General features: G+C 58.3%; 21 protein-coding genes and 1 CRISPR repeat array. Of the genes, 13 read left to right on the forward strand and 8 right to left on the reverse strand.

All coding sequences use genetic code 11. From position 1 onward, the window contains the following. Positions 1–37 precede the first annotated feature (37 nt). The gene (locus tag ACH6CV_RS01790) at positions 38–769 is read right to left on the reverse strand and encodes a helix-turn-helix domain-containing protein (protein WP_456356440.1); all 732 of its coding nucleotides are present in this window, start codon (positions 767–769) and stop codon (positions 38–40) included. Between the two features lie 407 nt (positions 770–1,176). Here ACH6CV_RS01790 and cas3 point away from each other — a divergent pair, with 407 nt between their 5' ends. From cas3 to cas2e, 8 genes are read left to right on the forward strand one after another with little or no spacing between them, the layout of a single operon-like run. Then, complete coding sequence (gene cas3 / locus ACH6CV_RS01795) at positions 1,177–3,981, forward strand: CRISPR-associated helicase Cas3' (protein ID WP_456356441.1); 2,805 nt, start codon at positions 1,177–1,179, stop codon at positions 3,979–3,981. Then, on the forward strand, positions 3,971–5,617 hold the full coding sequence (casA, locus tag ACH6CV_RS01800; RefSeq protein ID WP_456356442.1) for a type I-E CRISPR-associated protein Cse1/CasA: 1,647 nt from the start codon (positions 3,971–3,973) through the stop codon (positions 5,615–5,617). The genes cas3 and casA overlap by 11 nt, the downstream gene beginning before the upstream one ends. Continuing rightward, the gene (casB, locus tag ACH6CV_RS01805; protein ID WP_456356443.1) at positions 5,574–6,152 is read left to right on the forward strand and encodes a type I-E CRISPR-associated protein Cse2/CasB; all 579 of its coding nucleotides are present in this window, start codon (positions 5,574–5,576) and stop codon (positions 6,150–6,152) included. Before casA ends, casB begins: the two co-directional genes overlap by 44 nt. A 13-nt stretch (positions 6,153–6,165) precedes the next feature. Further along, positions 6,166–7,239, forward strand: a complete 1,074-nt coding sequence (gene cas7e / locus ACH6CV_RS01810) for a type I-E CRISPR-associated protein Cas7/Cse4/CasC (RefSeq protein WP_456356444.1) — start codon at positions 6,166–6,168, stop codon at positions 7,237–7,239. After that, positions 7,236–7,898 (forward strand): type I-E CRISPR-associated protein Cas5/CasD, encoded by a 663-nt coding sequence (gene cas5e, locus ACH6CV_RS01815; protein ID WP_456356445.1) that lies wholly within the window; start codon positions 7,236–7,238, stop codon positions 7,896–7,898. The genes cas7e and cas5e overlap by 4 nt, the downstream gene beginning before the upstream one ends. Then, the gene (cas6e, locus tag ACH6CV_RS01820; RefSeq protein ID WP_456356446.1) at positions 7,895–8,545 is read left to right on the forward strand and encodes a type I-E CRISPR-associated protein Cas6/Cse3/CasE; all 651 of its coding nucleotides are present in this window, start codon (positions 7,895–7,897) and stop codon (positions 8,543–8,545) included. Before cas5e ends, cas6e begins: the two co-directional genes overlap by 4 nt. Continuing rightward, positions 8,542–9,546 (forward strand): type I-E CRISPR-associated endonuclease Cas1e, encoded by a 1,005-nt coding sequence (gene cas1e, locus ACH6CV_RS01825; RefSeq protein WP_456356447.1) that lies wholly within the window; start codon positions 8,542–8,544, stop codon positions 9,544–9,546. The genes cas6e and cas1e overlap by 4 nt, the downstream gene beginning before the upstream one ends. A gap of 12 nt (positions 9,547–9,558) precedes the next feature. After that, positions 9,559–10,443 carry a type I-E CRISPR-associated endoribonuclease Cas2e gene (gene cas2e, locus ACH6CV_RS01830; RefSeq protein ID WP_456356448.1) on the forward strand — a complete coding sequence of 295 codons (885 nt, stop codon included), beginning with the start codon at positions 9,559–9,561 and terminating at the stop codon, positions 10,441–10,443. A 39-nt stretch (positions 10,444–10,482) separates the two neighbouring features. Next, positions 10,483–12,645: a CRISPR direct-repeat array (repeat unit 28 nt; unit sequence CTGCTCCCCGCGTGTGCGGGGGTGATCC). Between the two features lie 125 nt (positions 12,646–12,770). Here cas2e and ACH6CV_RS01835 read toward each other — a convergent pair. The 6 genes from ACH6CV_RS01835 to ACH6CV_RS01860 form a co-directional block, all read right to left on the reverse strand. After that, on the reverse strand, positions 12,771–13,463 hold the full coding sequence (locus tag ACH6CV_RS01835) for a Mu transposase domain-containing protein (RefSeq protein WP_456356560.1): 693 nt from the start codon (positions 13,461–13,463) through the stop codon (positions 12,771–12,773). A 546-nt stretch (positions 13,464–14,009) separates the two neighbouring features. Further along, on the reverse strand, positions 14,010–14,297 hold the full coding sequence (locus tag ACH6CV_RS01840; RefSeq protein ID WP_456356449.1) for a hypothetical protein: 288 nt from the start codon (positions 14,295–14,297) through the stop codon (positions 14,010–14,012). A gap of 35 nt (positions 14,298–14,332) precedes the next feature. After that, entirely contained in the window at positions 14,333–15,682 is a 1,350-nt protein-coding gene (locus ACH6CV_RS01845) for a hypothetical protein (RefSeq protein ID WP_456356450.1), read from the reverse strand. A 40-nt stretch (positions 15,683–15,722) separates the two neighbouring features. Beyond that, entirely contained in the window at positions 15,723–16,487 is a 765-nt protein-coding gene (locus tag ACH6CV_RS01850) for a zinc ribbon domain-containing protein (RefSeq protein ID WP_456356451.1), read from the reverse strand. A gap of 351 nt (positions 16,488–16,838) precedes the next feature. After that, positions 16,839–17,618, reverse strand: coding sequence for an LptM family lipoprotein (locus ACH6CV_RS01855; RefSeq protein WP_456356452.1), 780 nt, complete (start codon positions 17,616–17,618; stop codon positions 16,839–16,841). 13 nt (positions 17,619–17,631) lie between these two features. Beyond that, positions 17,632–18,045 (reverse strand): hypothetical protein, encoded by a 414-nt coding sequence (locus ACH6CV_RS01860; RefSeq protein ID WP_456356453.1) that lies wholly within the window; start codon positions 18,043–18,045, stop codon positions 17,632–17,634. 175 nt (positions 18,046–18,220) lie between these two features. On the opposite strand from ACH6CV_RS01860, the gene ACH6CV_RS01865 reads away from it, so the two are divergent. Then, entirely contained in the window at positions 18,221–19,744 is a 1,524-nt protein-coding gene (locus ACH6CV_RS01865) for a LuxR C-terminal-related transcriptional regulator (RefSeq protein ID WP_456356454.1), read from the forward strand. A 79-nt stretch (positions 19,745–19,823) separates the two neighbouring features. Here the strand turns inward: ACH6CV_RS01865 and ACH6CV_RS01870 are convergent, their stop codons facing one another. Beyond that, on the reverse strand, positions 19,824–20,453 hold the full coding sequence (locus tag ACH6CV_RS01870) for a site-specific integrase (protein WP_456356455.1): 630 nt from the start codon (positions 20,451–20,453) through the stop codon (positions 19,824–19,826). Here ACH6CV_RS01870 and ACH6CV_RS01875 point away from each other — a divergent pair. From ACH6CV_RS01875 to ACH6CV_RS01890, 4 genes are all read left to right on the forward strand, one after another. Continuing rightward, on the forward strand, positions 20,428–20,703 hold the full coding sequence (locus ACH6CV_RS01875) for a hypothetical protein (RefSeq protein WP_456356456.1): 276 nt from the start codon (positions 20,428–20,430) through the stop codon (positions 20,701–20,703). The genes ACH6CV_RS01870 and ACH6CV_RS01875 overlap by 26 nt on opposite strands. An 819-nt stretch (positions 20,704–21,522) precedes the next feature. Continuing rightward, positions 21,523–21,882 (forward strand): iron chaperone, encoded by a 360-nt coding sequence (locus tag ACH6CV_RS01880; protein ID WP_456356561.1) that lies wholly within the window; start codon positions 21,523–21,525, stop codon positions 21,880–21,882. Between the two features lie 16 nt (positions 21,883–21,898). Next, positions 21,899–22,171, forward strand: a complete 273-nt coding sequence (locus ACH6CV_RS01885) for a YdeI/OmpD-associated family protein (RefSeq protein WP_456356457.1) — start codon at positions 21,899–21,901, stop codon at positions 22,169–22,171. Positions 22,172–22,192: 21 nt separating this feature from the next. After that, entirely contained in the window at positions 22,193–22,561 is a 369-nt protein-coding gene (locus tag ACH6CV_RS01890) for a hypothetical protein (protein WP_456356458.1), read from the forward strand. Positions 22,562–22,590 lie beyond the last annotated feature (29 nt).

Genomic DNA, 22,590 nt, shown 5'->3' on the forward strand with positions numbered 1-22,590 from the left:
CGGGCATTTTGCCCGGCAGCATGTGATTTGATTTGTGTTACGCGATGGAGTTCAGGTTCAGCGGCTCGAGTTTGTTTTCCTTCAGGAATCGCTGCACATCCTCGATGCGGTCCATGAACAGGCAGTCCAGGATATACCGATATGCCCGGTGCTCCGAAATATCACGCAGTGTAAGTCCGGCCCGTGCGGTCAATTCGCACGACAGCCACGGCGGCAGATGCAACCCGACGCACAGGGCGACGACTTGATCCATCGTGTAGTTCTTGCGCTCTGCACGCCTGAGGCGCTTGATGGTGTCCACAGACATGGACGCGGATTCCGCCAGTTGTTCGATGGTCATGCGCTTCATCTTCATCAGCGCGATCAGCGCTTCGTGGAATGTGTCCGGCAGGCTGCTTACAATGTCGCTCATTTCCGCGAAGCTGACGGGTTTCGTCCGACCCTTGTCGTTGTCGCCCAGCATGAGGTAATGGCGGTTGTATTCCTCGTCGCTGTTGAGCGTGCCGAAGCGGTATTCCGCGACGCCGCACTGCTCGTACACGCTGATAAAGCGCAGGCAACATTCGTCCACGTGGGCGTTGGCCCATTTGGTGAGCCGCGCTCCTGCCGAGGTGAACACGACATACTTCGGATCGTTCAGGCACAGATGCCCGTCCACATAATTCAGCGCCCCTTTTGCCATGACATGGCCGAGCTGGATCAGGCGCGCCCGGACGCGGTATTTGGGAAAGCTGTTCTCGCGTGCAATCTTTCTTGCGATAAGCTCCATTCTGCGGCCGAGATGCCAGCCCTGAGGGGACGTTTTCTCCAAGGCGGCGCTGATTTCCGTCCGTATTGAGGAGGCCGGCATCCTTGATTTGCAGTAGTCTCCTCTGAGACGGTTCTCCTTAGCCCTAACCATCGGCAATCGGTTTTAGGCATATACATGGAGTATCATTGGCATACCTTTATTACGATGGCGGAATAATATTATACAATGATAGCCGGGATATGGGTTGATAATCCTTGGATAATGTGCTAAGATATCGGTTATCTAGAAAGGCGATTATGTTAGAGTCACTGCCTTAAAAATGGATTATATTGTGACCTAAAGTCCTTTTCCTATGCATAAAGGGATTTGGATGCTCTGTGTTATAATATCATAAGAACAACCAGCCAAAATCGGAGGGCGTCGGTATGTTCGATCAATCGACGGCGACACTGTCGCTCTGGGCAAAAAAGGCGAGGGATGGCAACCCTCATTGGCTGCCGCTCGTCGTTCACCTCGCGGACAGCGCTGCGGTCGCGGAGCGCCTATGGGACGGGTGGCTCTGTGGGGGTGTCCGGCGCGCGGTCGAGCAGGCGTCGTCGACCCCTGAGGATACCAGGCGGCTGTTTATCTTTTTGGCGGCGGCGCACGACATCGGCAAGGCGACGCCTGTCTTCCAGGCCAAGAGCTCCGCATATATCCCGCTCGATCTCGATCTGCGCATCGGGGAGAGCATCCTCGCCGCGGGTCTCCCCACCCGACCCTTTCGGGAGTTCTCGCATCCATCCGCCTCGCCGCATGCGTTTGCCACGCAGCTTCTTTTGCGGCGCGAGGGCGTGAGCGAACAGGTCGCGGCGATTCTCGGCGCGCATCACGGCAAGCCTGCCTCTGGCTTTTCCATCGTAAATCATCCAATCGAGGCACATCCGACGAACTACCATATGGGTCCGATCGGCAGGGAGGCATGGACATCCGTCCAGCGCGAACTTTTGCAGTCTGCGCTACAAATGGCCGGTTTTGAGGCGCCGGAAAAACTACCTGTTCCCAATTTATCCGCGCAGGTACTGCTGAGCGGACTTCTCATCATGGCCGATTGGATTGCCAGCAACGAGAGATTGTTTCCCTATATTCGCATCGAGGACAATGTGCGCCGCCTCGATTCGCAGGCGCGCGCGGATGTGGCGTGGGAGAAACTGCGCCTCCCGGAGCCCTGGGAAATCAGCCACGATTGGATGCAGCCGGAGCTGTTCTACCCATATCGCTTTGGCGTTGGCTTCGACCCGCGCCCGATGCAATTGGCCGCGCCGACCGTCGCCCTTAACATCTATGAGCCGGGCATCTGCATACTCGAGGCCGCCACCGGCATCGGCAAGACGGAGAGCGCCCTCGCGATGTCGGAGGCCTTTGGCAGCAGGGCGAAACGCAGCGGCGTGTTCTTCGCGCTGCCCACGCAGGCCACGTCCGACGGCATCTTTCCGCGCGTGCGCAAGTGGTTGGACGCGCTGGAGGACGGTGGGCATGCGATGGTTCTCGCCCACGGCAAGGCGCAGTTTAACGAGGACTATCGCGCGCTCTTTGAGGGTGGGCGCGGCATTTACGATGAGGATGCATCCGGCGCTTATGTGCACGGCTGGTTCGAGGGCCCGAAAAAGGCACTTCTCGCGGACTTCGTCGTCGGCACGATCGACCAGTTGCTGTTGATGGCGCTCAAGCAGAAGCACGCGATGCTCCGGCACCTTGGGCTTGCCAACAAGGTCGTAATCATCGATGAGTGCCACGCCTATGATGCGTATATGAGCCAATACCTCGACATGGCGCTTCGGTGGCTGGGCGCGTACCGCGTGCCGGTGATCGTGCTCTCGGCGACGCTGCCCGCGAAGCGGCGCGCCGCGCTTGTCGAGGCGTATCTGAACGCAAAAAAGCCTCCTTCGGGACGGCGCGATGTGCTTGGGCGCGGAAATCGTGCGCCCGAGCAGGTTCGGGAATGGGCGGACAGCCGCGCCTATCCCCTGATGACCTACACCGACGGGCGCGAAATCCGCAGCGCGGCGCTGCCCGACGACGGGAGTGCGCACGAGGTATCGATACAATACATTGACGAAGAAGGGCTGGCGGACAGGCTCTGCGCGCTTCTTGCGGACGGCGGCTGCGCGGGCGTGATCGTCAACACCGTTCGGCGTGCGCAGGCCGTGGCGCGGGCGATGCGCGCCCGCTTCGGAGAAGAGCGGGTAATGCTCCAGCACGCGCGCTTTCTCGCCCCGGATCGCGCGCGGAACGAGGAGCAATTGCGTGGCGCGTTGGGGAAGCCCACCGAAGCCAAGCGGCCGTCGCTTTGTGTCGTCGTCGGTACGCAGGTTCTGGAGCAATCTCTCGATATCGATTTCGATGTGCTGGTCACCGACCTGTGCCCGATGGATTTGCTGATCCAGCGCATGGGCAGGATGCACAGGCACGACCGGGAGCGGCCCGAAAAGCTGCGCCGCGCGCTCTGCCTGATTCTCCGACCCACGGGTGGAGGTTTTGAAGAGGGCACGGAGCAGATATACAAGTCCTACCCGCTGATGCGCACGCAGGCGTTTTTGCCGGATCACATCGTGCTGCCGCGCGATGTGCCGGGCCTTGTGCAGGATGTGTACGACGACGACATACCGCCGCCCATAGAGCCCCCGGGCTATGCGCAGGCGAAGGAGGAGTGGCTGAACCTGACCGCGCGCAAGGAGCGGCGTGCCGACGCATTCCGCATCCATCCGCCGTGGGATGGGCCGGGCAATGTGCTCACGGACTGGCTGAACGCGGGCGCGGAGGAATTGGAGGGCGGGGCGGGCCTCTCCGAGCAGAGGGGAGAGGCAAAGGTACGCGATTCAGATGAATCCTTCGAGGTGCTGCTCTTGATCGAGTCGGGCGGGAGGCTGCGGTTCCTCCCGTGGATCGAGGGTGGGCGAGAGATTCCCGAGGGCGAGATTCCCGACCGCCTCGCGCAGGCAATCGCCCGACAGCGCCTGCGCATGCCGCAGCCGCTGTGCGCGCCCTGGGCCATCGAGCGGACGATCAAGGAGCTCGAGGAGATCCATGCGGAACGCTTCGCCGCCTGGAGCGCATCCCCCTGGCTCAAGGGCGAGCTGATTCTGCCAATGGATGAGAATTGTACCATGCGGCTGGGAGGCTATTGTTTGCGCTACGACCGCCTAGACGGCCTTACCTATGAAAAGGAGGAGAAACGCGATGGGGGATAGGGAATTCAACCTTATCCGAGAGAGGTGGATACGGGTGATGCGGCCGGACGGCGCGGTGGAGGAGCTATCGCTGCTTGAGCTACTGCGAGATGCGCACCGATGTCGCGGCCTCTGCGGCGAATTGCCGACGCAGGATGTCGCGATGCTGCGCCTGCTGCTGGCCGTGCTGCACGCGGTGTTCTCGGTCTATGAACCGGAGGGGGAGTATGTCGAGCTGCACAATCCAGAGGAGGCACTCGTGCGCTGGAAGGCGCTGTGGGAGCACGGTGCATTTCCCTACGAAATTCTCGAGGCGTATTTGACGCATTTTGAGGAGCGCTTTTACCTGTTCCATCCGACGCGACCGTTCTATCAGGTGGCGGGGATCGATAGAGGCACGGAGTACGCCTCCGCGAAACTCAACGGCGCGCTGGCCGAGAGCGCGAACAAGGTGCGCCTTTTTCCGCTGCGCACGGGGAGGGAAAAGGAGCGATTGCGCTATCCCGAGGCGGCGCGCTGGCTCCTATACGTCAATGCGTTTGACGACACATCCTCGAAGCCTTCGGTGCGCGGCGCGTCGATGCCGAGCCCCGGCGTGGGCTGGCTCGGCAAGCTGGGGATCATCGTCGCCCTCGGGGGGAATCTCTTTGAGACGCTGATGCTCAATCTCGTGATGGCGCGGGATGCGGCGCAGAATCTCTGGGGTGAGGAGCGGCCGGCCTGGGAACTAGAACGGCCGCACGCCGCCGAGCGCACCGAGATCCCACTGCCCGACAACCTCTCCGAGCTCTACACGCTACAGTCGCGTAGATTGCTTTTGAAGCGGGAGGGGGAGTATGTCACCGGCTATTTGCTTCTCGGTGGGGACTTCTTCCCCAGGGAGAACGCACTCGTGGAGCCGATGACCGTTTGGCGCCTGGATGCCAAGAAGACCCCGGCGGAGTATCTGCCGCGCCGACACGACCCCGCGCGCCAGATGTGGCGGGACTTCTCCGCACTCTTTTCCTCCGGAGATTCGCGCAAGTTGCCCGGCATCGTCGAGTGGCTGGTGGAGCTTCGCAAGCGGGACTGGATTTCGCGCGCGCAGTTCCAATTTGAGATCACGGGCGTGAAGTATGGGGACAAGGACTTCTTTGTCGACGATGTCATGCAGGATTCAATCGCCTTCAATGCCGGGCTGCTTACGGCGATGGGCGACGCGTGGATGGGGCGCATCGTTGAGGAGATCCAAACGATCGAACTACTGGTGAACCGCGTCGGGCGGTTGGCGCAAGATCTTGCCAAGGCGGCGGGGGACAGCGATGGCGGCCACGCCCGGAACATGGCCAAGGAGCAGGCCTATTACCGGCTGGATTTGCCGTTTCGCGCGTGGCTCGAGGGCATCGACCCGGCAGAGACCGAGATCGACGCCGCTTGCGATGCGTGGTGGGAGCGGGCGCGCGGAATTGTGCGTGCGCTCGGTGCGGAACTCGTGCACCGCTCCGGTGCGAATGCCTTTGTCGGGCGGACGATCACCGAGAACAAAAGATCCCGGCGCTATACGGCGCCGGAGGCATACAACTGGTTTCTTTACGGCACATCCAGCCGGGAGGCATTGAAGGGAGGACAGGACGATGGCGGACGAGGCAAGACGGACGGGGCTGTTCGTAAGCCATAGGATCAAGGCGCTCGCGGGCGGAGGCGAATCGGCGATGCGCGCGACGCTGGCACAGCTTCGGCGCGGAATCGGCAAGCCACCGGGAAGCGCGCCGGAACTTTGGAACGCAACATTTCAGGGCCTTCCGGAGGACCTGATGGGCGCGGGCAACAAACCCACGCGCGCCGAGTGGGCGGTGCACACCGCGCTCACGCTCTATGCGCTGCACCAACAGGGGAAATCCCCGCGGGAGAAGTCCATGCACCGGCAGGGGCACCGGCTGGGCATGGCAGTGCGCGATCTGGTGCATGGAGAGGACGAAGAATCCCGCATCAAACGCCGGTTCGACGCCGTCGCGACTGCGGGCGGCCTGATCGAGCTCTCGAACCATCTGCGGGGGCTGATACAGTTGCTAAAGAGTGAGGATATTGCGCTCGACTATGCGCAATTGACCGAGGACATCTACCGCTATCAGTTTTCCGGTGCGCGCGATTCCGTGCGCCTCAACTGGGGCAGGGATTTTTATCGTTTCAAACAGGCGCAGGATGGCGAATAAAGGAGGAATTTCTATGAACGGCAACGAGAGGTTGTTTCTGGATGTACATGTGATACAGACTGTGCCCCCGAGCTGTGTAAACCGCGATGATACCGGCAGCCCCAAGACCGCCTTCTACGGCGGCGTCACACGCGCGCGCGCATCGTCGCAGAGCTGGAAGCGCGCCATGCGCATGATGTTCCGCGATACCTTCACCGAGGACAGGCTCGGCTATCGCACGAAGAAGATCGTCGGCCTCGTGGCGGAGGAGATCCGCAAGCTCGGCGACGAGAAGCCGGAGGCAAGCGCGCGGAAGATTCTCGAGACCGCGGGACTCAAGATCAAGTCGGAAGACAAGGGAACCGACGCCCTGTTCTTCATGAGCGCCGCGCAGGCGCAGGCACTGGCGGAGCTAATCGTGCAAAACCCGAAGGCGGACAAGAAGATGGCGCAGGCGGCTTTGCGGGAGAGTCCGAGCGTGGACATCGCGCTCTTTGGCCGCATGGTGGCCGACGATCCGACACTCAACAACGATGCCAGCGCGCAGGTCGCGCATGCCATCTCGACCCACAGGGTAGCCAATGAATACGATTACTTTACCGCCGTGGACGATATGTCGCCCGAGGACAACGCCGGCGCCGGCCACATCGGCATGGTCGAGTTCAATTCCGCCACGCTCTACCGCTATGCCACCATTGCGGTGCACGAGTTGTATAGGCAGCTCAAGGGTGGCGCAATCGACGTGGCGTGCGAGTTCGTCCGCGCGTTTGCAACCTCCATGCCAACAGGCAAGCAGAACACCTTCGCCAACCGCACGCTGCCGGACGCGATGCTCGTGACCCTCAGGACGGATCAGCCGCTGAATCTCGTCGGCGCGTTTGAAAGGCCGGTGCCCGCGAGCGACGAGGGATATGCCGCCGCGTCTGCAAAGCGGCTCTCAGCGCATGCGATGGAATCGTACATGAGCTTCGCAGGCGAGCCGGAGGCGGCCTATGTGGTCGGCAAGCTGCTGAGCGATCTCGGCGAGGCCGTGCCCATGTCCTCGGCGCTGGACGCACTCGCCGTCGATCTCAGTGCGCGCCTGACGGGCGAAGGAGCGGCCAAATGAGCACGCTTTTGATGCGGCTGGCCGCGCCGATGCAATCCTGGGGCGTCGACGCAAAGTACGACCGCAGGGGAACAGAGCGCGCGCCGACCAAGAGCGGCGTGATCGGGCTCGCCGCGGCGGCGCTTGGCAGGCATCGCCATGCGGGTATCGAGGATCTCGCCGCGCTGCGCTTTGGCGTGCGCATCGATCGCGAGGGCGTGCTGCTGCGCGACTATCACACGGCAAAGAGCAGCAAATCCGCCTATGTGACAAACCGCTATTACCTCTGCGGCGCGATCTTTCTGGCCGGGCTCGAGGGGGAGGAAATGCTGCTTCTTGAGATCGAGCGCGCGCTCACAAGCCCCCGGTTTCCGCTGTTTCTGGGCAGGCGTTCGTGCCCGCCGGAGGGCAGAATATCGCTCGGCCTGCGCGAAGGATCGCTGGGCGAAGCGCTCGCGAGCGAGCCGCCGCTTGCAGAAGACGGGCAATCCCGGATGCGCATTCAAATGGATGGAGAGGCGGGAGGGGATGCGCGCTTCGCTTGCGATGTGCCGCTGTCGTTTGATCAAAGGCGGCGGGAATATGGATTTCGGAGCGTATGCGAGGCGTATGCCGCGTCGAACACAACGCCCGCGCAGCCGCCGACGCTGCACGATCCGATGCGCGAATTGGAGGGATGACGATGTATCTATCGAGAATTGTCCTCGATGCGGGCAGGAGCGAAACCATGCGGCTGATGGCATTTCCAAATCTGCTGCATGGTGCGGTGGAAGGGTGCTTCAGCGGCGCGCGGCGGCGCAACCTCTGGCGCGTCGACGCCCTCGGCGGCCAGCCCTACCTGATGATTCTAAGCGAAGTGCCGCCGGATTTTGAAGCGCTTGCCAAGCGATATGGCAGGGAGGGTCTCTCGCCCTCGTGGGAAGTGAAGCCATATGACGCATTTATGAATCGCCTCGCCGCTGGCCAGCGATGGCAGTTCCGTCTGCGCGCCAACCCCGTGCGCAGCAGCACGCGGGAGCGCGAGGGGGAGAGGAGCCGCGGCAGGCTGTACAATCACGTTACGCTTGACCAGCAGAGGGCCTGGCTTGTCGAACGCGCCGAAGCGCACGGATTCGCCGTGGAGGAGAATGCGTTCGATGTGGTGCACAGTCAGTGGCACAAATTCCGCAAAGGCGGCGGCGAGGTGTCGTTGCTTGCGGTGACCTTTGAGGGCAGGCTGACCATATCCGATCCCGCGCTATTCCGGGAACTGCTCGCGGGGGGCATCGGAAGGGGCAAGGCATATGGCTGTGGCCTGATGACGATTGCGCGCATCGGAGGGCGATGAAGGTGGCGGATATTCCCGGAATTGAGAAGCCCGATCTGCATGTGCTGCCGCAGATTCGCGACAGGATGTCCTTCCTGTACCTTGAACGCTGCCTGATCAACCGGCAGGATGGGGCGATCACCGTCGCCGATGCGCGGGGCACGGTGCACGTTCCCGCAGCATCGCTCGGCGTGCTGCTGCTCGGCCCCGGCACTTCGATCTCGCACCGCGCGATGGAATTGATCGGCGATACCGGAACCAGCATCATTTGGGTGGGCGAACATGGCGTGCGCTTCTATGCGCACGGCCGCCCGCTCACCCATTCGTCGAGATTGCTCGTCCGGCAGGCGGAACTGGTCTCGAACATGCGCCGGCGCCTCGCCGTCGCGCGCAGGATGTATCAGATGCGCTTCCCGGACGAGGATGTGTCGACCCTTACCATGCAGCAGCTGCGCGGACGCGAGGGCGCGCGCATTCGCGCCACCTACAGGGCGGCCTCCCGAGAGACCGGCGTGCCTTGGCATGGGCGCGAATATGACCCGGCGAACTTTGAGGCCGGTAATGCCATCAACATGGCCCTCTCGTCGGCGCATGCCTGCCTCTACGGCGTCGTTCACAGCGTGATCGCAGCGCTCGGCTGCTCGCCTGGGCTGGGTTTTGTGCACACCGGGCACGAGCGATCGTTCGTCTACGACATCGCCGATCTCTACAAGGCGGAAATCACGATTCCCATCGCGTTCAGGGTCGCGTCCGAAAACCCCGCCGACGCCGGCGGCGTCACGAGGCGCGCCGTGCGCGATGCCATTTCCGATGGCCGCATACTTGAGCGGATCACAACGGATGTGCGAAAGCTGCTGTTGGGAGAGGAGGCCGCCCTTGAGGAGCCGCAGGCCAATGTGCTCTATCTCTGGGATGAAAAGGGCGGATTGGCCGCGAGCGGGAACGCCTATGGGCGGGATATGGATGCCATGTTCCTGCACGCAGATGCGGTGGGAAGTGGTACGCTGGTGCATAGTGATTGAGGTGGTGAAGCGATGCTCGTCCTGACGCTCACAGATTGTCCTCCCGCGCTGCGCGGGGATCTGACGAAATGGCTGCAGGAGATTGATACAGGGGTTTATGTGGGGCATGTCAGCGCTCGCGTGCGGGAGGAGTTGTGGAAGAAGGTTTGTGACAATGCCAAATGCGGCCGTGCGACGATCGTGTTCAGCGCCCGGAACGAACAGCGAATGGACTTTCGCGTGCACAACGCACGCTTAAAGCCGATTGACTTTGATGGGTTCAAGCTGATGCTGCGCCCTGCGCCCGCTTTTACGCCCGTCGCAGAGGTCAAACCCAGCCATAGCAACGCGTCGAAGATGCACATGGCCCGTGCGATGAGCGGAAAACCGCGTCGAAAAAGCCCCGCCCTAGAGCGATATGCCGTGATCGATCTTGAAACGACGGGCCTTTCGCCCGAGCACGATGAAATCATTGAAGTTGGCGCACTGATCGTCTGCGCAGGACAGATCGAGGCGGAATTTCAAGAACTCCTGCGTCCCAAAGCGCGCATTTCGCCGGAGATCGAACGCCTCACGGGGTTAACCGGGGCATTGCTGGAGGCGGAGGGCAAGACTCTGCAGGAGGTAATGCCGGCATTCCTGCAATTCATCGGCCCGCTGCCGGTCATCTCGCACAATGCGGAATTCGACTGCAATTTCCTGCGCGCCGCATGCGGAGATTGCGAATTGCCTCTGTTTTCGAACCCATCCATCGACACATGCGAACTGGCAAGGCGGACGGTAAAGGACGTCCCCGATTGCAAACTGCAGACGCTGGCCGAACACTTCCAACTGACCGTGAGTGCAAAGCACCGCAGCCTAGCGGACTGCCTGACCACAAAGCAGCTCTACGAGAAACTAAATGAAATGAGGGGATAAGCTTTCCAAAAAGGTACGAATTTGTTGACTTTTCCAAGCCTGCTCCCCGCGTGTGCGGGGGTGATCCTGCAAGACCACAGGTCGCAGCATGGCGTGAATACTGCTCCCCGCGTGTGCGGGGGTGATCCTTGGATAACACCGTCCACAAGCTGCGCATTTGCCTGCTCCCCGCGTGTGCGGGGGTGATCCTCCAAGGTCAATCGCTCGGCTGTCACCCAACAGCTGCTCCCCGCGTGTGCGGGGGTGATCCCAAGTATTTCCCATTGGCACCTCAAGATAGCCGCTGCTCCCCGCGTGTGCGGGGGTGATCCCATATAGGAAATGACGTCACGATTGTCACGCTGCTGCTCCCCGCGTGTGCGGGGGTGATCCTATCGCGTCTACCCGCCCTAGCGCGAGGAAATGCTGCTCCCCGCGTGTGCGGGGGTGATCCTTGTACGATATGCTTGCAGTTTTTATAAGGGACTGCTCCCCGCGTGTGCGGGGGTGATCCCCAGTGGGAAAAAGTAAGGCGGATGTTACAGGACTGCTCCCCGCGTGTGCGGGGGTGATCCCCCGAGCACATCGAGCGATGGCTTGGCGACCTGCTGCTCCCCGCGTGTGCGGGGGTGATCCTCCGACCAAGATGGACTACATTGCCGGTGAACTCTGCTCCCCGCGTGTGCGGGGGTGATCCCCAATGTTCCCACGCTTCGTCTATGTTATTCGCCTGCTCCCCGCGTGTGCGGGGGTGATCCTTCGTATACCACCGGCTTTGCGGCGTCGTAGTCCTGCTCCCCGCGTGTGCGGGGGTGATCCTTCGTATACCACCGGCTTTGCGGCGTCGTAGTCCTGCTCCCCGCGTGTGCGGGGGTGATCCCGATGAAGCTAATCAAAACGGGTCGTGCAAGTCCTGCTCCCCGCGTGTGCGGGGGTGATCCCTGTATCCGCAAGTCGTGATCCATGGCGTTGGCCTGCTCCCCGCGTGTGCGGGGGGTGATCCTCTTTTAGGCTATCTGTTGCTTGTACTGGCTAACTGCTCCCCGCGTGTGCGGGGGTGATCCTCTTTTAGGCTATCTGTTGCTTGTACTGGCTAACTGCTCCCCGCGTGTGCGGGGGTGATCCCGCCGCCAAGGTGGCAATGATACAGCACTCATGCTGCTCCCCGCGTGTGCGGGGGTGATCCTCGCGACTATCGAAGCAATCGCCAACGCAATGGCTGCTCCCCGCGTGTGCGGGGGTGATCCCTGCGACAGGGCCTCGGCTGTCGTTCGGTCAAGCTGCTCCCCGCGTGTGCGGGGGTGATCCCCCCATGTTCGTACCGCTTGTGATAGTATGGCTCTGCTCCCCGCGTGTGCGGGGGTGATCCTAGGCCAGTGTCAAGAACCAGCGCGCCGGAAGGCTGCTCCCCGCGTGTGCGGGGGTGATCCCGCCACCGACGTAGACGTATGGCTGCCGTGGTGCTGCTCCCCGCGTGTGCGGGGGTGATCCCCGCTGGAGTACAGGCATTGAGGACTTGGATGCCTGCTCCCCGCGTGTGCGGGGGTGATCCTTTCTGCATCAAAGGGCCAGGACGGTTCATACTCTGCTCCCCGCGTGTGCGGGGGTGATCCCGCGATCACAATCGAGATGGCGGTCATGATCCACTGCTCCCCGCGTGTGCGGGGGTGATCCTATCGTCAGCCGTCCAGTAGTCCGTACCGCGCACTGCTCCCCGCGTGTGCGGGGGTGATCCTAAGAGAGTGGAGGACACTGGAATGAACACGAACTGCTCCCCGCGTGTGCGGGGGTGATCCTCGCCGGGCAGCAGCTGGGGGATATAAGGGACGCTGCTCCCCGCGTGTGCGGGGGTGATCCCCGCGCAGGATCGGCGGCGGACAGGACGGTCACCTGCTCCCCGCGTGTGCGGGGGTGATCCCTGTATCCGTATGTCGTGATCCATTGCGTTGGCCTGCTCCCCGCGTATGCGGGGGTGATCCTACCGCATAAGCAAACGGGTTAGCCGCCACCTTCTGCTCCCCGCGTGTGCGGGGGTGATCCCGGGCATTGGCCACCATTGGCGCATATACGCGTCTGCTCCCCGCGTGTGCGGGGGTGATCCTCCACCACCCGCCGCACGATCAGCCGCCACAGGCTGCTCCCCGCGTGTGCGGGGGTGATCCCGGCATACGAAACTTGGCAGGCGGGGCTGCACACTGCTCCCCGCGTGTGCAGGGGTGATCCTATGCGGATCAACAAGACGTTGCGAAGCCCGTCTGCCGATTGGTCGCTGAAGTATGTGCTGAAAGCCTTGGCCATGTGGCTGAGTTTCAACTCCCGCAGTTTGGAGGCGGTTGCTTTGTCGAGCATCAGTCCCGCCCCCTTCCAAAATAGGCGGCTCCCCGCGTGAAGCCGACATTGGACGGCTTGGCGGGTTCTGATTCCTCTTCGAGGATCAAGTCCTGCCCGGATTTGAGGATTGTCTGGACGCTTTTCCAGCTGGGGCGCGGCGAGTAGCGCAGCGCCTTCGCGCAGGCGGCGTCCAACCGCTGGGGAGCGTATGTTTCCGCCATCTGGAGAAGGCCCATGCAGGCCTTGTACCCCTGCTGCTCCACCTTGTGCCCTGCGAGGATCGCTTCCACCATGCCGGCGGCGCTCGGCCCGATCTTCGCCGCCCACTTTCTGAACCTGTCCCCGTTCCACTCCAGGAATTTCCGCTGGTTCGGGGTCAAGTGGTCGTCAGCGGTGCTGTACTGCCCCTTGGGGCCGTACAGGCGCGGATGGGAGCAGATGCGGTTGCCGTCGCAGAGGACTTCGACCGCATACCGCGTGAGCCGCACATCCACCTTGCGCTTGATGTAGTCGAATGGCACGGAGTAGTTTTGGAAATCCACCTGGATATGGCCGCCTAACTGAACCGTGGCTTTCCGGTACTCCGCCAGTTCGAACGGATGGCTCGGTAGCTTCTGCAGATAGGTCTTCTCCTGCGCGAACAGGCTGGCGCGGCTGCCCTCCTTTTTCTGGAACGGCCTTTCGACAGCTAACGCGCGCCCAGCCCGTATTCAGTCTTCGCGTCGCGCGTGTCCATTCCACGCGACGCCCGTGTTCAGTCTTCGCGTCGCGCGTGTCCATTTTCACGCGACGTATTCATATCATTTTATAGCAGCCAAGGAAACCATCATCAAAGCAAGTACCTCCAATTGGGTTGTACTTCAACTTTGGCTACGCTGCCGCTCCAGCTTATCGCGTTCATGCCGGGCTTCCTTGAGCTTGCGGATCGCCTCGTCGTCCTGCGCCAGCATCAGCTCAATGCGCCAGTCCTCGTGGGCGAGAAACTCACTGGTCGGTATGCGAGTTCTTGTCAGAGTCTTTCAAGCCCCTGCATCAATTCTCGTATAAACATCCTCGTTTTTCGATTCGCGGGATTATTGAGCGGTTACTCCTCATCTTCTCGCCCCCGTACAAACCCGTTTCCCTTATTGTACAACAGGGGCTTTCTGAGGTGTCGAGCTTGGCCGATTCTTATGCGTACGACTGCCCGAATGTCATGCGAATGGGTGACCGAATGCTGTGTGATTGGCTGCCCGAGTTGCGTGCGAATACTCAGTTCAAGTCCGCCGGAATACGCAGACAAGGTCGAACGCAGCCACAGGGAGGACCAGAAGCGTTTCTATACCACCCACCGCTTCTTCTCCCTCGCTGACCTCGGTGAGCAGCTCGCTGCTCACCAAGCCCGCTCCAACAACCTCCCGATGCGCCCTCTTTCCTGGCGTCTCCCCAAGGAGGTCCTCGCTGCCTTCACTGTCCAACATGTTTGACAATCTTACAGTAGCTATAATAAAAAAGACGAGCGCCTCCGCCATCCCAGCAGAGCCGCCCGCCTTGTCGTTCCTCATGCCCCAACTGCCTGCCGAAGCGTATCATCTCCCCACTATTTTTCAGGGAAGATGATTTCTAGCTCCTTATCATTTTTGTCCCAGGAATCCCATATCGATGAATCCCAAGGGACTTCACCTGTGACCCTTTGCTCGGGTATTGTTTTTGCGCGCCCACCTATGCTTACCTTGAAGTACTGCGGATCGTAGGTATACAGAAGTTCCTCTTTGTTGTCTGCCTTGAATGTCATCGTGCTTTTCGCCTGAAAAGTGGCACCTTCAACAGCATGATCCATGCTTCTTTCTATCGTCCGATCAATCTCTATTATTTTATAATCGTCAACGTCGGTGAAATCCATGGGAATCTTCCCGCGCCCCATCGTAAATATATGAACGCTGTAATGCTCGGGCTCCATCAAATCTCGGTAGATTTTTGTGCATGAACCTTCATTGTTATAAGTCCACTTAAATCCGATCTCTTCATTCACAGCCGAATACAATCCTTCGATCCAATCTTGGTATTTATCTGGTATCCCTTCGTCAAATTTGCTCATTTCATACTTGATTTCAATTTCGATATGACCTATATATTTCCCCTCAGGCCCTCTCGTAACCCCCTTGTCATCTTTATCGAGCGACATATTAACTGTCCACGTTTCCAAATTGCCTGGTATTCCAAAGAAAGTAAAATATCTGTTGTTCATCGCATCCACCATAGATATTCTCCAGCCCTGGGGAAGTTCGTCTGCCATAAACCCCAAGTTTTCGTTCAGTTTCTTGTAAAAATCCATCAGCAGCCGGTTAGCGTTTACGGCATCTGCTCTGTCTTTCCATTTTTGCTTATCCTGCTCATACTTTTCTGATAAGAACATCAAGCCCTCGGCGACCTTCGTTACGGGCCCGCCGACCTCACCCAATATCAAATCAACCGTCTTATCTTGCAGCGCGTCCTCTGCCGTATCCAGAATAAATTCATCCAGCGGACGATCGTTCAGACCAATAATATGCTCTATGACCTCCACGGGCGTATCAAGGTTTGTCGCCTTCAGAATGAACTCGCGAATTTCCTTTCCTACGCGTTTTGAGTCCTCTACTGTAAAGGTATTGTCGCGGGTAACCTTTTCCACCAAAGCCGCTGCCTCGCCAATCTCCGCCTCGGTTTTTTCGAATTGTTTCAGCGTTTTCTCGATGGCTTTTTGAATATCTTCTTCTGTTGGCTGCCGCAAGCGAGCCAACTGCCCTTCAAAAGAAAGCTTGCCCACTGTGAAAATGACGGGATAACGCTCTGACAAAAGAGGCTTAATCTTGCTGCGGTCAACACCTTGGGGCGGCGCACCATGCGCCGGAACAGCAATTGGAATAAGCAGCATCAACAAAACAAGTACGGAAACCAATCTTTTCATCATGGTGAAACCCTCCTATTTCTGATTCTGTGTACGAGACCGCTTAGACCTGCAGCTTGCCTCCGCAGCCGCCGCAGAACTTGGTGCCGGGTGGATTCTGCTCCCCGCACGAGCCGCATTTGCCGCTTGACGTTTCCGCCTGCGCCAGATTCTGCCCACAGTTATTGCAAAAGCGAACGGTTTGCGCGTTTTTTGCGCCGCATTTGGGGCAGGGTTTCAAATCCATCGAGGCCCCGCAGTTGTTGCAGAATTTCCCTGCACCCGCAGGCTTCCCGCAGGTTTGGCAGACAGTGGTTTTGCTGTCAATCTTGCCCTGCCATACGGTTGTGGTCTCACTTGCTTCTTCGATATTGCGCCGCATAGCATCGGCGCGGGCTTTTGCTACTGCAATTTCCTGCCGGGGGGCGCAGTTGGTGCAGAGCCCCTCGTCCTCGTTATGACAGGAATCGCACGCATAGCTGTTGCAGGAATGGCAGCGGTGGAAATGCCGTTTTGCTTCGTTCTGCCCGCGCTCGAAGGCTTGCTCGTGTTCCTTTTGCCAATCGGGTGACTGACCATGAAATCGCTCCGATAGAATATCCGACGCGCGGCTTGCACCCCAACCTAAGTTATGGAATGCACCGCCCGCCAGATTGCCCAAAATATATGCTCCTTCCCCGATGCCGCGCATAAACCCACGCTTTTTGTAGGTGCTGCTCTCGATAAAGCTGGATTTGTAGCCATCGTTGCAGATGTCGCAGTAAAAGGTGAACTGGAATCCGGCATCGGTTGAATTGTCCTCGTAGTTTCGCGTAAATGCTTGTAGCACGATTATCTCCCTCCAACTTATCGCTTTATTTTCTTACCACAGGTCGTGCACTGTGTATTTTCAAAGAATTGCACATCGCCGCAGCGGGGATTCACGCAGGAAACCAGCAAACTTGCGCCGCAAGCCTCGCAACACTCACCCACAAATGTCTGCTGCTTACAGGCGGAGCAACTTACATAGAGCGGTCTGCCGCAGCCGGAGCAGAGCATCTGCCCTTTTTGTATCTCACGCAGGCAGGTCGGACAGTAATATCCAAATGGGTTGCGACGATTGCATTTGGCGCAAAGGCGTGAATCCCGTTCGATCAATTCTCCGCAATGGATACAGGGCTGCTTGCAACTCGCCATATCATTACTCCCCGCTTTTCATATACTGGATACACACGGATTTTTCCGAACCCTTATAACCAATGTTGATATAACTAGCGTTACTTGAACCATCAAACTCCATGTGCTCGTCTTCCAAGTTCTCGGGAGATGGGAGATTCCTAAATCCTGCATTTTCAAGTTCTCCAACGTAGTTCCTCACCGCATCGGCGCTATCCACGATTACATCAACTCTGACAACATGGTCATCTTCATCGATTTCGACGCTTTTGATATGTCCCTTAAGCTCAGGAACGCCGGGCAAATCTGCGGAAGGCCATGCCTTACCCTCGCCCTTGGGCTTATCGCTGCCATCGGAGATTTCTTTTAGCCCCCTAACGCTCAAGTGTACGGATGATCTTCCGGTATCCGGGCCCATGGTTAGTTTGAGGATCGTTGCGATATAATCAATATCGTTTATCTTGGCGGAAACGTTATATCCATCCCCAAATTCCGTCGAAGAGAAGTTTTTGCCATCCTTCAGTGCGGCCTTATAAAAGTCCCGTAGCGTTTCGAGGGAACTGTCACTGAGATATGTGATTTCGTATGCCTTTGCCGGCGGGTGTTCGCGTCCATCAACGATCACGGCACCATCCGGAAAGAGCCGAAAATCCTTGGGCAGATAGTCCGGAAGCGTTATCATAGACTTAAGTTCCATCGTTGCTTTCCCTCCAGTTTCTTTGTTTCCCACAGGTTCTTTTGTTCCGCACCCGCCGAGCGCCAACATGAGTGTAGACGCTAAAATAAAAGATAGAATCCGTTTCATATAAAATACCCCCTCATCGTTTGTCTTGATTGCTCTTTTGAGCGGCTCGCCTTGCGGCCTCCAGCCTTTTTCGGATCGGGTGCTGTATGTCCGGCCACGCCTCCTCAAATTGTGCGCTGGTCAGTCCGGTCATACCTTGTGCCGAAGCACATGCGGTACAAATGCCGATGCCATTGCCTTTTCCATCGTCGATCAAAAAGCAGTCCTCGCATGCCCACTTGCCGCAGATGCCGCAAAACAACAGCTTCCGGCGCAGATTTAGGATCGTTTTGTCGCGGCTGTGAAACCACCGTTCCCTTTGTTGTTTCGCCTGTCCGCAGACAGCACAATGCGCCGTAAAGGTTTGGGTGGACGAGTCATATTGGATTTGCCGCTCAAACGCTTGCTGCGATGGCCGCATAGGGGGCGTTAACCCTTTACTGCTCAATGGTACTCACCCCGCTTTCCCGCACGAATGCTACGGTCAGAATAGCACGTTTCCCCAGGGAAACCATCCATAAGGTATGGATGAGACGTGCAGTTCTCTGAAGAAAACCAGCATTCCGTTGACTGAACCTGCCCGATCCACTATAATATGGGCATTGAAGAAAAAGGGGGCAAGAATGAATCGCCATCCGATGCTCGCCCTGAATGAAGATAAGCGGCTAAGCGTGGGGTTACCATGGCTCCTTTGCCTTTCTATGTTTACAACGTGGCAGATGGGGGTCATGCTGTTTTCCGGCAAAACCCTTTCAATCGGAGCCAGAACGCCGATCCCCTTTGCGGTAGACAGCGGGGTGATCGCCACCCTTGTTGCGGCAGGATTTATTTTAGACATTCTGTTTCTGGTCTTCTTACAGCGACACAGCGTGATGGCGGCAAGGATAAGCGTCGGCACTGCCTTACTTTGCGCACTGATGCTCTATTTGCCGCTCGCGCCGTATATGGCAGCGACGCTTTTTTATGTACAAGCCTTATGCTGTATCTTTTTGATCGGTAGCCTAATGGCAGTCATCGTCAATCTGCTTACGGAGAAAACGGCGATTGAGGAAGTGGTCATTTCCTTGATTTCCTCCGGATGTTTGATCGCCATCCTGCAGAATGATGTGGTGCCCGTATCCTTTGGCGTATTTCATAGCTTCATGATCGTTGCCCTTATCATGCTGTTGCTATTTTTCTGTAAGATGCCTACAAGCATTTGGCCAGACCATGCGAAAAAATCTGACGGCCTTGTCAAGCCGAAGGCATTTATGGTTCAGCTTTTTGCGCTGATTGGATTCTCGTCGGTCATTGCGTTGTTTGGCAGTGCTGTTGCATACAGCGTGAAACATGGCATCTCCGTATACTACCTGTCCTCCGCTGTCTGTGGCATAAGCCTTGCGGCGCTTTGGAAAAGGCTTCACATCGTGCCTCTGAAAAGTGCGGCGGCCATGATCGCCGTGGGAGCGTTCGGCTTTCTCCTAGCCATTGCTTCGCTGTATATCCCTGTGCTGGCACTTCCTGCTTGCGCGCTGCTCGGTGCGGGCTGGATTGTTAGCTGTATGTCATCCTACCTCGGCGTTGTCATGGCGCGGCAGTATCCCTCCCGGTTCATTACGCCGGGCATCATGGGGCTTGGGTTCGCGGCATCTCTGATACAGGCGGCGTTGCTTGACGCATTGCGCGACAATCTGACTGTTCTATATGTAGTTTATCTCGTCATTGCCGTTGCGCTTGCTATTCTATATCTGCTGTTGGAACCATATTTGGAATATAGCCTCCGTAGTCGCACATTGGAGAATTTGATTGGGGTTGTTGCGGAGAAAGCGGACGAGGTCACCCAGCCGGACCCTGCCCCCGCATTGGTGACCGTCAACGGATCGGATGACGCACCGCAAATTGAGGAGGACTCCCTTCATGCCCTGCGCATGAGGACCTTATTGCAACACACGCTCTCCCCGCTGACTCGCCGCGAACATCAGCTTGCGGATTGCATCATGCGGGGCTTGCGCCGCTCTGAGGTTGCCGAAGAAATGGGTGTGAAACCTGAGACGATCACCAAGTACACCAACCAGATGTATAACAAGTTTGGTATCCACAGGCGACAAGACCTTTTCAAGCTTGCCGAACAGCTTGACCGCGAATGGCCGGATGAGGAACAGTTGTGAAATCCTTCGTTAGTGCATCAAGTCAAAAAAAGGCGAGCGTCTCCGCCGTCCCCAGCAGAGCTGCCCGCCTTGTCGTTCCTCACGCCCCAACTGCCTGCCGGAGGGTGTCGTCGATTTCGCCCTCGAAGAAGTGAATGTATCGGTTATAGGTAATCTCCACGCTGGCGTGGCCGAGGAGCTTCGAGATGACCTTGACCTCTACGCTCCGAGCGTATAGATTCGAAGCGAAGGAGTGTCGGAGTGCGTGCAGGCCCCGGTGCTCCATGGCCGCCGCTTCGCAGGCCTTCTCCATGGTGGCGAGCAGATTTCGGTAGCTCAGGTACTTGCCGGTCTGGGTGGCGAACACGTAGGGGCATCCGTGAACCTCCTGTGCCTTTAGGCGTTGGATGGCCTCCAAAGCCCGGCCGTTGAGGGGAACCGTGCGCTTGCCCGAGTCCGTCTTGGTGGTGCGCTGGACGGTGTTCTTCCCGTTCACCCGAACCATGTTTTTTGTAACCTTTAGCGTGCGCTTCTCCTCGTCGATATCTCCCCATTCCAGCGCCAGCGCCTCACCCGCGCGCAAGCCTGTCTCCAAGATAAGGACGGCTCCCCATCCGCAGCGGAAGCGGAGCCGTCCGTTTTTTTCCTCGGTAAAGGCGGCCGCTAGTTTCTCCTGCTCATCCTTTTCGTAGGGGAGAACCACCTTGGTGTTGTGGGTCATGGGCGGCATCGGTGTCGAAGGAGTCGAAGTCTTTGAAAGTGGGGATCTGCGCCTGCTTGATTCTGCGCTCCTGCGCCTTCTGCTCGCGGTAGGCGACTTCACCGCGGAGGCAGTCAAGCAGGTAGAATACTTCAAATCCAAGCCTGAACCGCCTCGGCTTACGCCTGTGATGCTGCCGCTGAAATACAGCCTGGTGGTCGCCAGTCAGCGTCCGATCCAGGCCTACTCTAGCCTGCTGAAAAGCGGTGATCCGCGTTGAATCCCGTCGTTGAAATCCGCACTCTTGCCAAGCAGCTCGCCCTCACAAACCTTGCGCAGCGCCCGTTCGATTTCCTCTCTGAGCCCGTTTCCAACGAGCAGTAGGGAATTCTTCAGCCGACGGCTGAATCCAGTAAAGCCATATCAGTATACAGCCATTTACCCTTGCCATCAGAATTGCCCCCGAAAAAATAAACACCGATGTCAAACATCGGCGAAAGCCCCCGTATTTGCTGGGTTTGTACGCTCATCTAGGACTTTCAAGACCAGCGCCTTCAACCACTCGGCCATCTCTCCAAGGCAAAAACCAGCGTAGATCATTATAGCAGGGTTTTTAGGCAAAGTCAACGCCCAAAATGGGGTTTTGGCGGGTCGGATGGGGTGTTTTCGGAGTGGGTTTGGCGGATTCGCGCATATATCGGCGCGATTTCGACGGAATTTGGGTGGATAAGGGCAGTTTTGGCTTGAGAGCGCTGGTCTGGAAGGTCTATGCTACCGAGAGATAAGACCAGTGAATTTCGCATAATTGCATAAAGTGGGCGACGATGCCTGATGTCCCGTGATGTCGGGGGGATTTTCGGTTTTTGCGGGTCGGTATTGGGATATCGGGTGGCGGTGATGCGCAGACCACTTCATCACGGGTCTTTCGGGTCGGGGAAACTTGTGAAAAGATCGAATAAGACCAGCACCCTATATCCAATCCCTCAATCCGATCCTTAACGGCTGGCCTCCCCTCCTGGTATCCTTGCACCATGAACCAAGAACCACAGGCCAACAGAATGGTCAGGATATAGCGCATGCGAAAGGACGTGACTTGCCCATGTGGAAATGCCCGAAATGCGGACGGGCATTTAAGAACGCAGAACAGGATCACTTCTGTGGCAATATCAGCACCATTGACGACTACACCGCCGATCAGTCCCCAGATGTTCAACCGCTTTTGCACGCCATCCGCGAAACCATCCGTGCCGCCGAACCGGAAACCATCGAGAAAATGTCGTGGCAAATGCCTGCCTTCCGGCAGGGTGAGAATATCGTCCATTTTGCGACGCGCACCAAGCATATCAGCATCTATTCCGGCGGCGAAGCAACCGCCGCTTTTGCAGAGCGACTGGTGGGATATAAAACATCCAAGGGGCAGTTCAGTTTCCACTTGGCAATCCAATTGACCATGCGCTGATTGCCGGCATCGTGCATTGGCGTGTGGAACAGGCGAAAAGCGGCAAATCCACCTTCGCCGAGCCGACTGCGAGGGAGCGGTATCCCATGCCGGATTATATCGCCGCTGCGCTCGATCATCACGGTCTGCGGGTGCGTACGATGCTCGTCCACCGTATCAGCGCAATGGCTACATCGGATGGATCACCCGCGCCAAACGCGAGGAAACACGCCAAAAGCGGCTCTCCCAGATGTTGGACGAATTGCAGGCAGGCAATGCTTATATGGGCATGGGGTACAATGCGAAATGAAGCCGTTTGATTGAGGCATATATGACGAAGATCGGGATAAAAAAGTCGGCGCGTGTTCTGGAATTATGGGATGACTCGGTGGTGCTGGTGACCTGTTTCCCGGCGGGGCTGGGGCCATCATCCGAAGGGCACAAAAAGAAGGCGGGAGACGGTAAAACGCCAGAGGATGAGTACTGCGTGTGTACCCGAAACGACAACAGCCGCTACTACCTCTCCCTCGGCATATCCGACCCAAACAAGTCAGATGCTGAAGCGGCGCGTGACAGCGGCCTGATCGATCAACCCACTTACGCTGCCATCGTCCGCGCCATCGACGAGGGTAAGCGGCCCCCCGTGGGGCACGAAATTGGGCGGCGAGATCATGATCCACGACCACGGCAGTGCCGGTGACTGGACGGCGGGATGCGTGGCCGTGGACG

Origin of the sequence: Anaerozeibacter quisquiliarum, assembly GCF_051162045.1 — a bacterium.
GTDB lineage: Bacteria > Bacillota > Clostridia > Christensenellales > Aristaeellaceae > Anaerozeibacter > Anaerozeibacter quisquiliarum.

What these genes read in the sequence shown, in the direction of transcription:
- ACH6CV_RS01790 (WP_456356440.1), bottom strand. Translation starts at nt 769, where the DNA reads ATGGAGCTTATCGCAAGAAAGATTGCACGCGAGAACAGCTTTCCCAAA.
- cas3 (WP_456356441.1), top strand. Translation starts at nt 1,177, where the DNA reads ATGTTCGATCAATCGACGGCGACACTGTCGCTCTGGGCAAAAAAGGCG.
- casA (WP_456356442.1), top strand. Translation starts at nt 3,971, where the DNA reads ATGGGGGATAGGGAATTCAACCTTATCCGAGAGAGGTGGATACGGGTG.
- casB (WP_456356443.1), top strand. Translation starts at nt 5,574, where the DNA reads ATGGCGGACGAGGCAAGACGGACGGGGCTGTTCGTAAGCCATAGGATC.
- cas7e (WP_456356444.1), top strand. Translation starts at nt 6,166, where the DNA reads ATGAACGGCAACGAGAGGTTGTTTCTGGATGTACATGTGATACAGACT.
- cas5e (WP_456356445.1), top strand. Translation starts at nt 7,236, where the DNA reads ATGAGCACGCTTTTGATGCGGCTGGCCGCGCCGATGCAATCCTGGGGC.
- cas6e (WP_456356446.1), top strand. Translation starts at nt 7,895, where the DNA reads ATGACGATGTATCTATCGAGAATTGTCCTCGATGCGGGCAGGAGCGAA.
- cas1e (WP_456356447.1), top strand. Translation starts at nt 8,542, where the DNA reads ATGAAGGTGGCGGATATTCCCGGAATTGAGAAGCCCGATCTGCATGTG.
- cas2e (WP_456356448.1), top strand. Translation starts at nt 9,559, where the DNA reads ATGCTCGTCCTGACGCTCACAGATTGTCCTCCCGCGCTGCGCGGGGAT.
- ACH6CV_RS01840 (WP_456356449.1), bottom strand. Translation starts at nt 14,297, where the DNA reads ATGAGGAACGACAAGGCGGGCGGCTCTGCTGGGATGGCGGAGGCGCTC.
- ACH6CV_RS01845 (WP_456356450.1), bottom strand. Translation starts at nt 15,682, where the DNA reads ATGATGAAAAGATTGGTTTCCGTACTTGTTTTGTTGATGCTGCTTATT.
- ACH6CV_RS01855 (WP_456356452.1), bottom strand. Translation starts at nt 17,618, where the DNA reads ATGAAACGGATTCTATCTTTTATTTTAGCGTCTACACTCATGTTGGCG.
- ACH6CV_RS01865 (WP_456356454.1), top strand. Translation starts at nt 18,221, where the DNA reads ATGAATCGCCATCCGATGCTCGCCCTGAATGAAGATAAGCGGCTAAGC.
- ACH6CV_RS01870 (WP_456356455.1), bottom strand. Translation starts at nt 20,453, where the DNA reads ATGCCGCCCATGACCCACAACACCAAGGTGGTTCTCCCCTACGAAAAG.
- ACH6CV_RS01880 (WP_456356561.1), top strand. Translation starts at nt 21,523, where the DNA reads ATGTGGAAATGCCCGAAATGCGGACGGGCATTTAAGAACGCAGAACAG.
- ACH6CV_RS01890 (WP_456356458.1), top strand. Translation starts at nt 22,193, where the DNA reads ATGACGAAGATCGGGATAAAAAAGTCGGCGCGTGTTCTGGAATTATGG.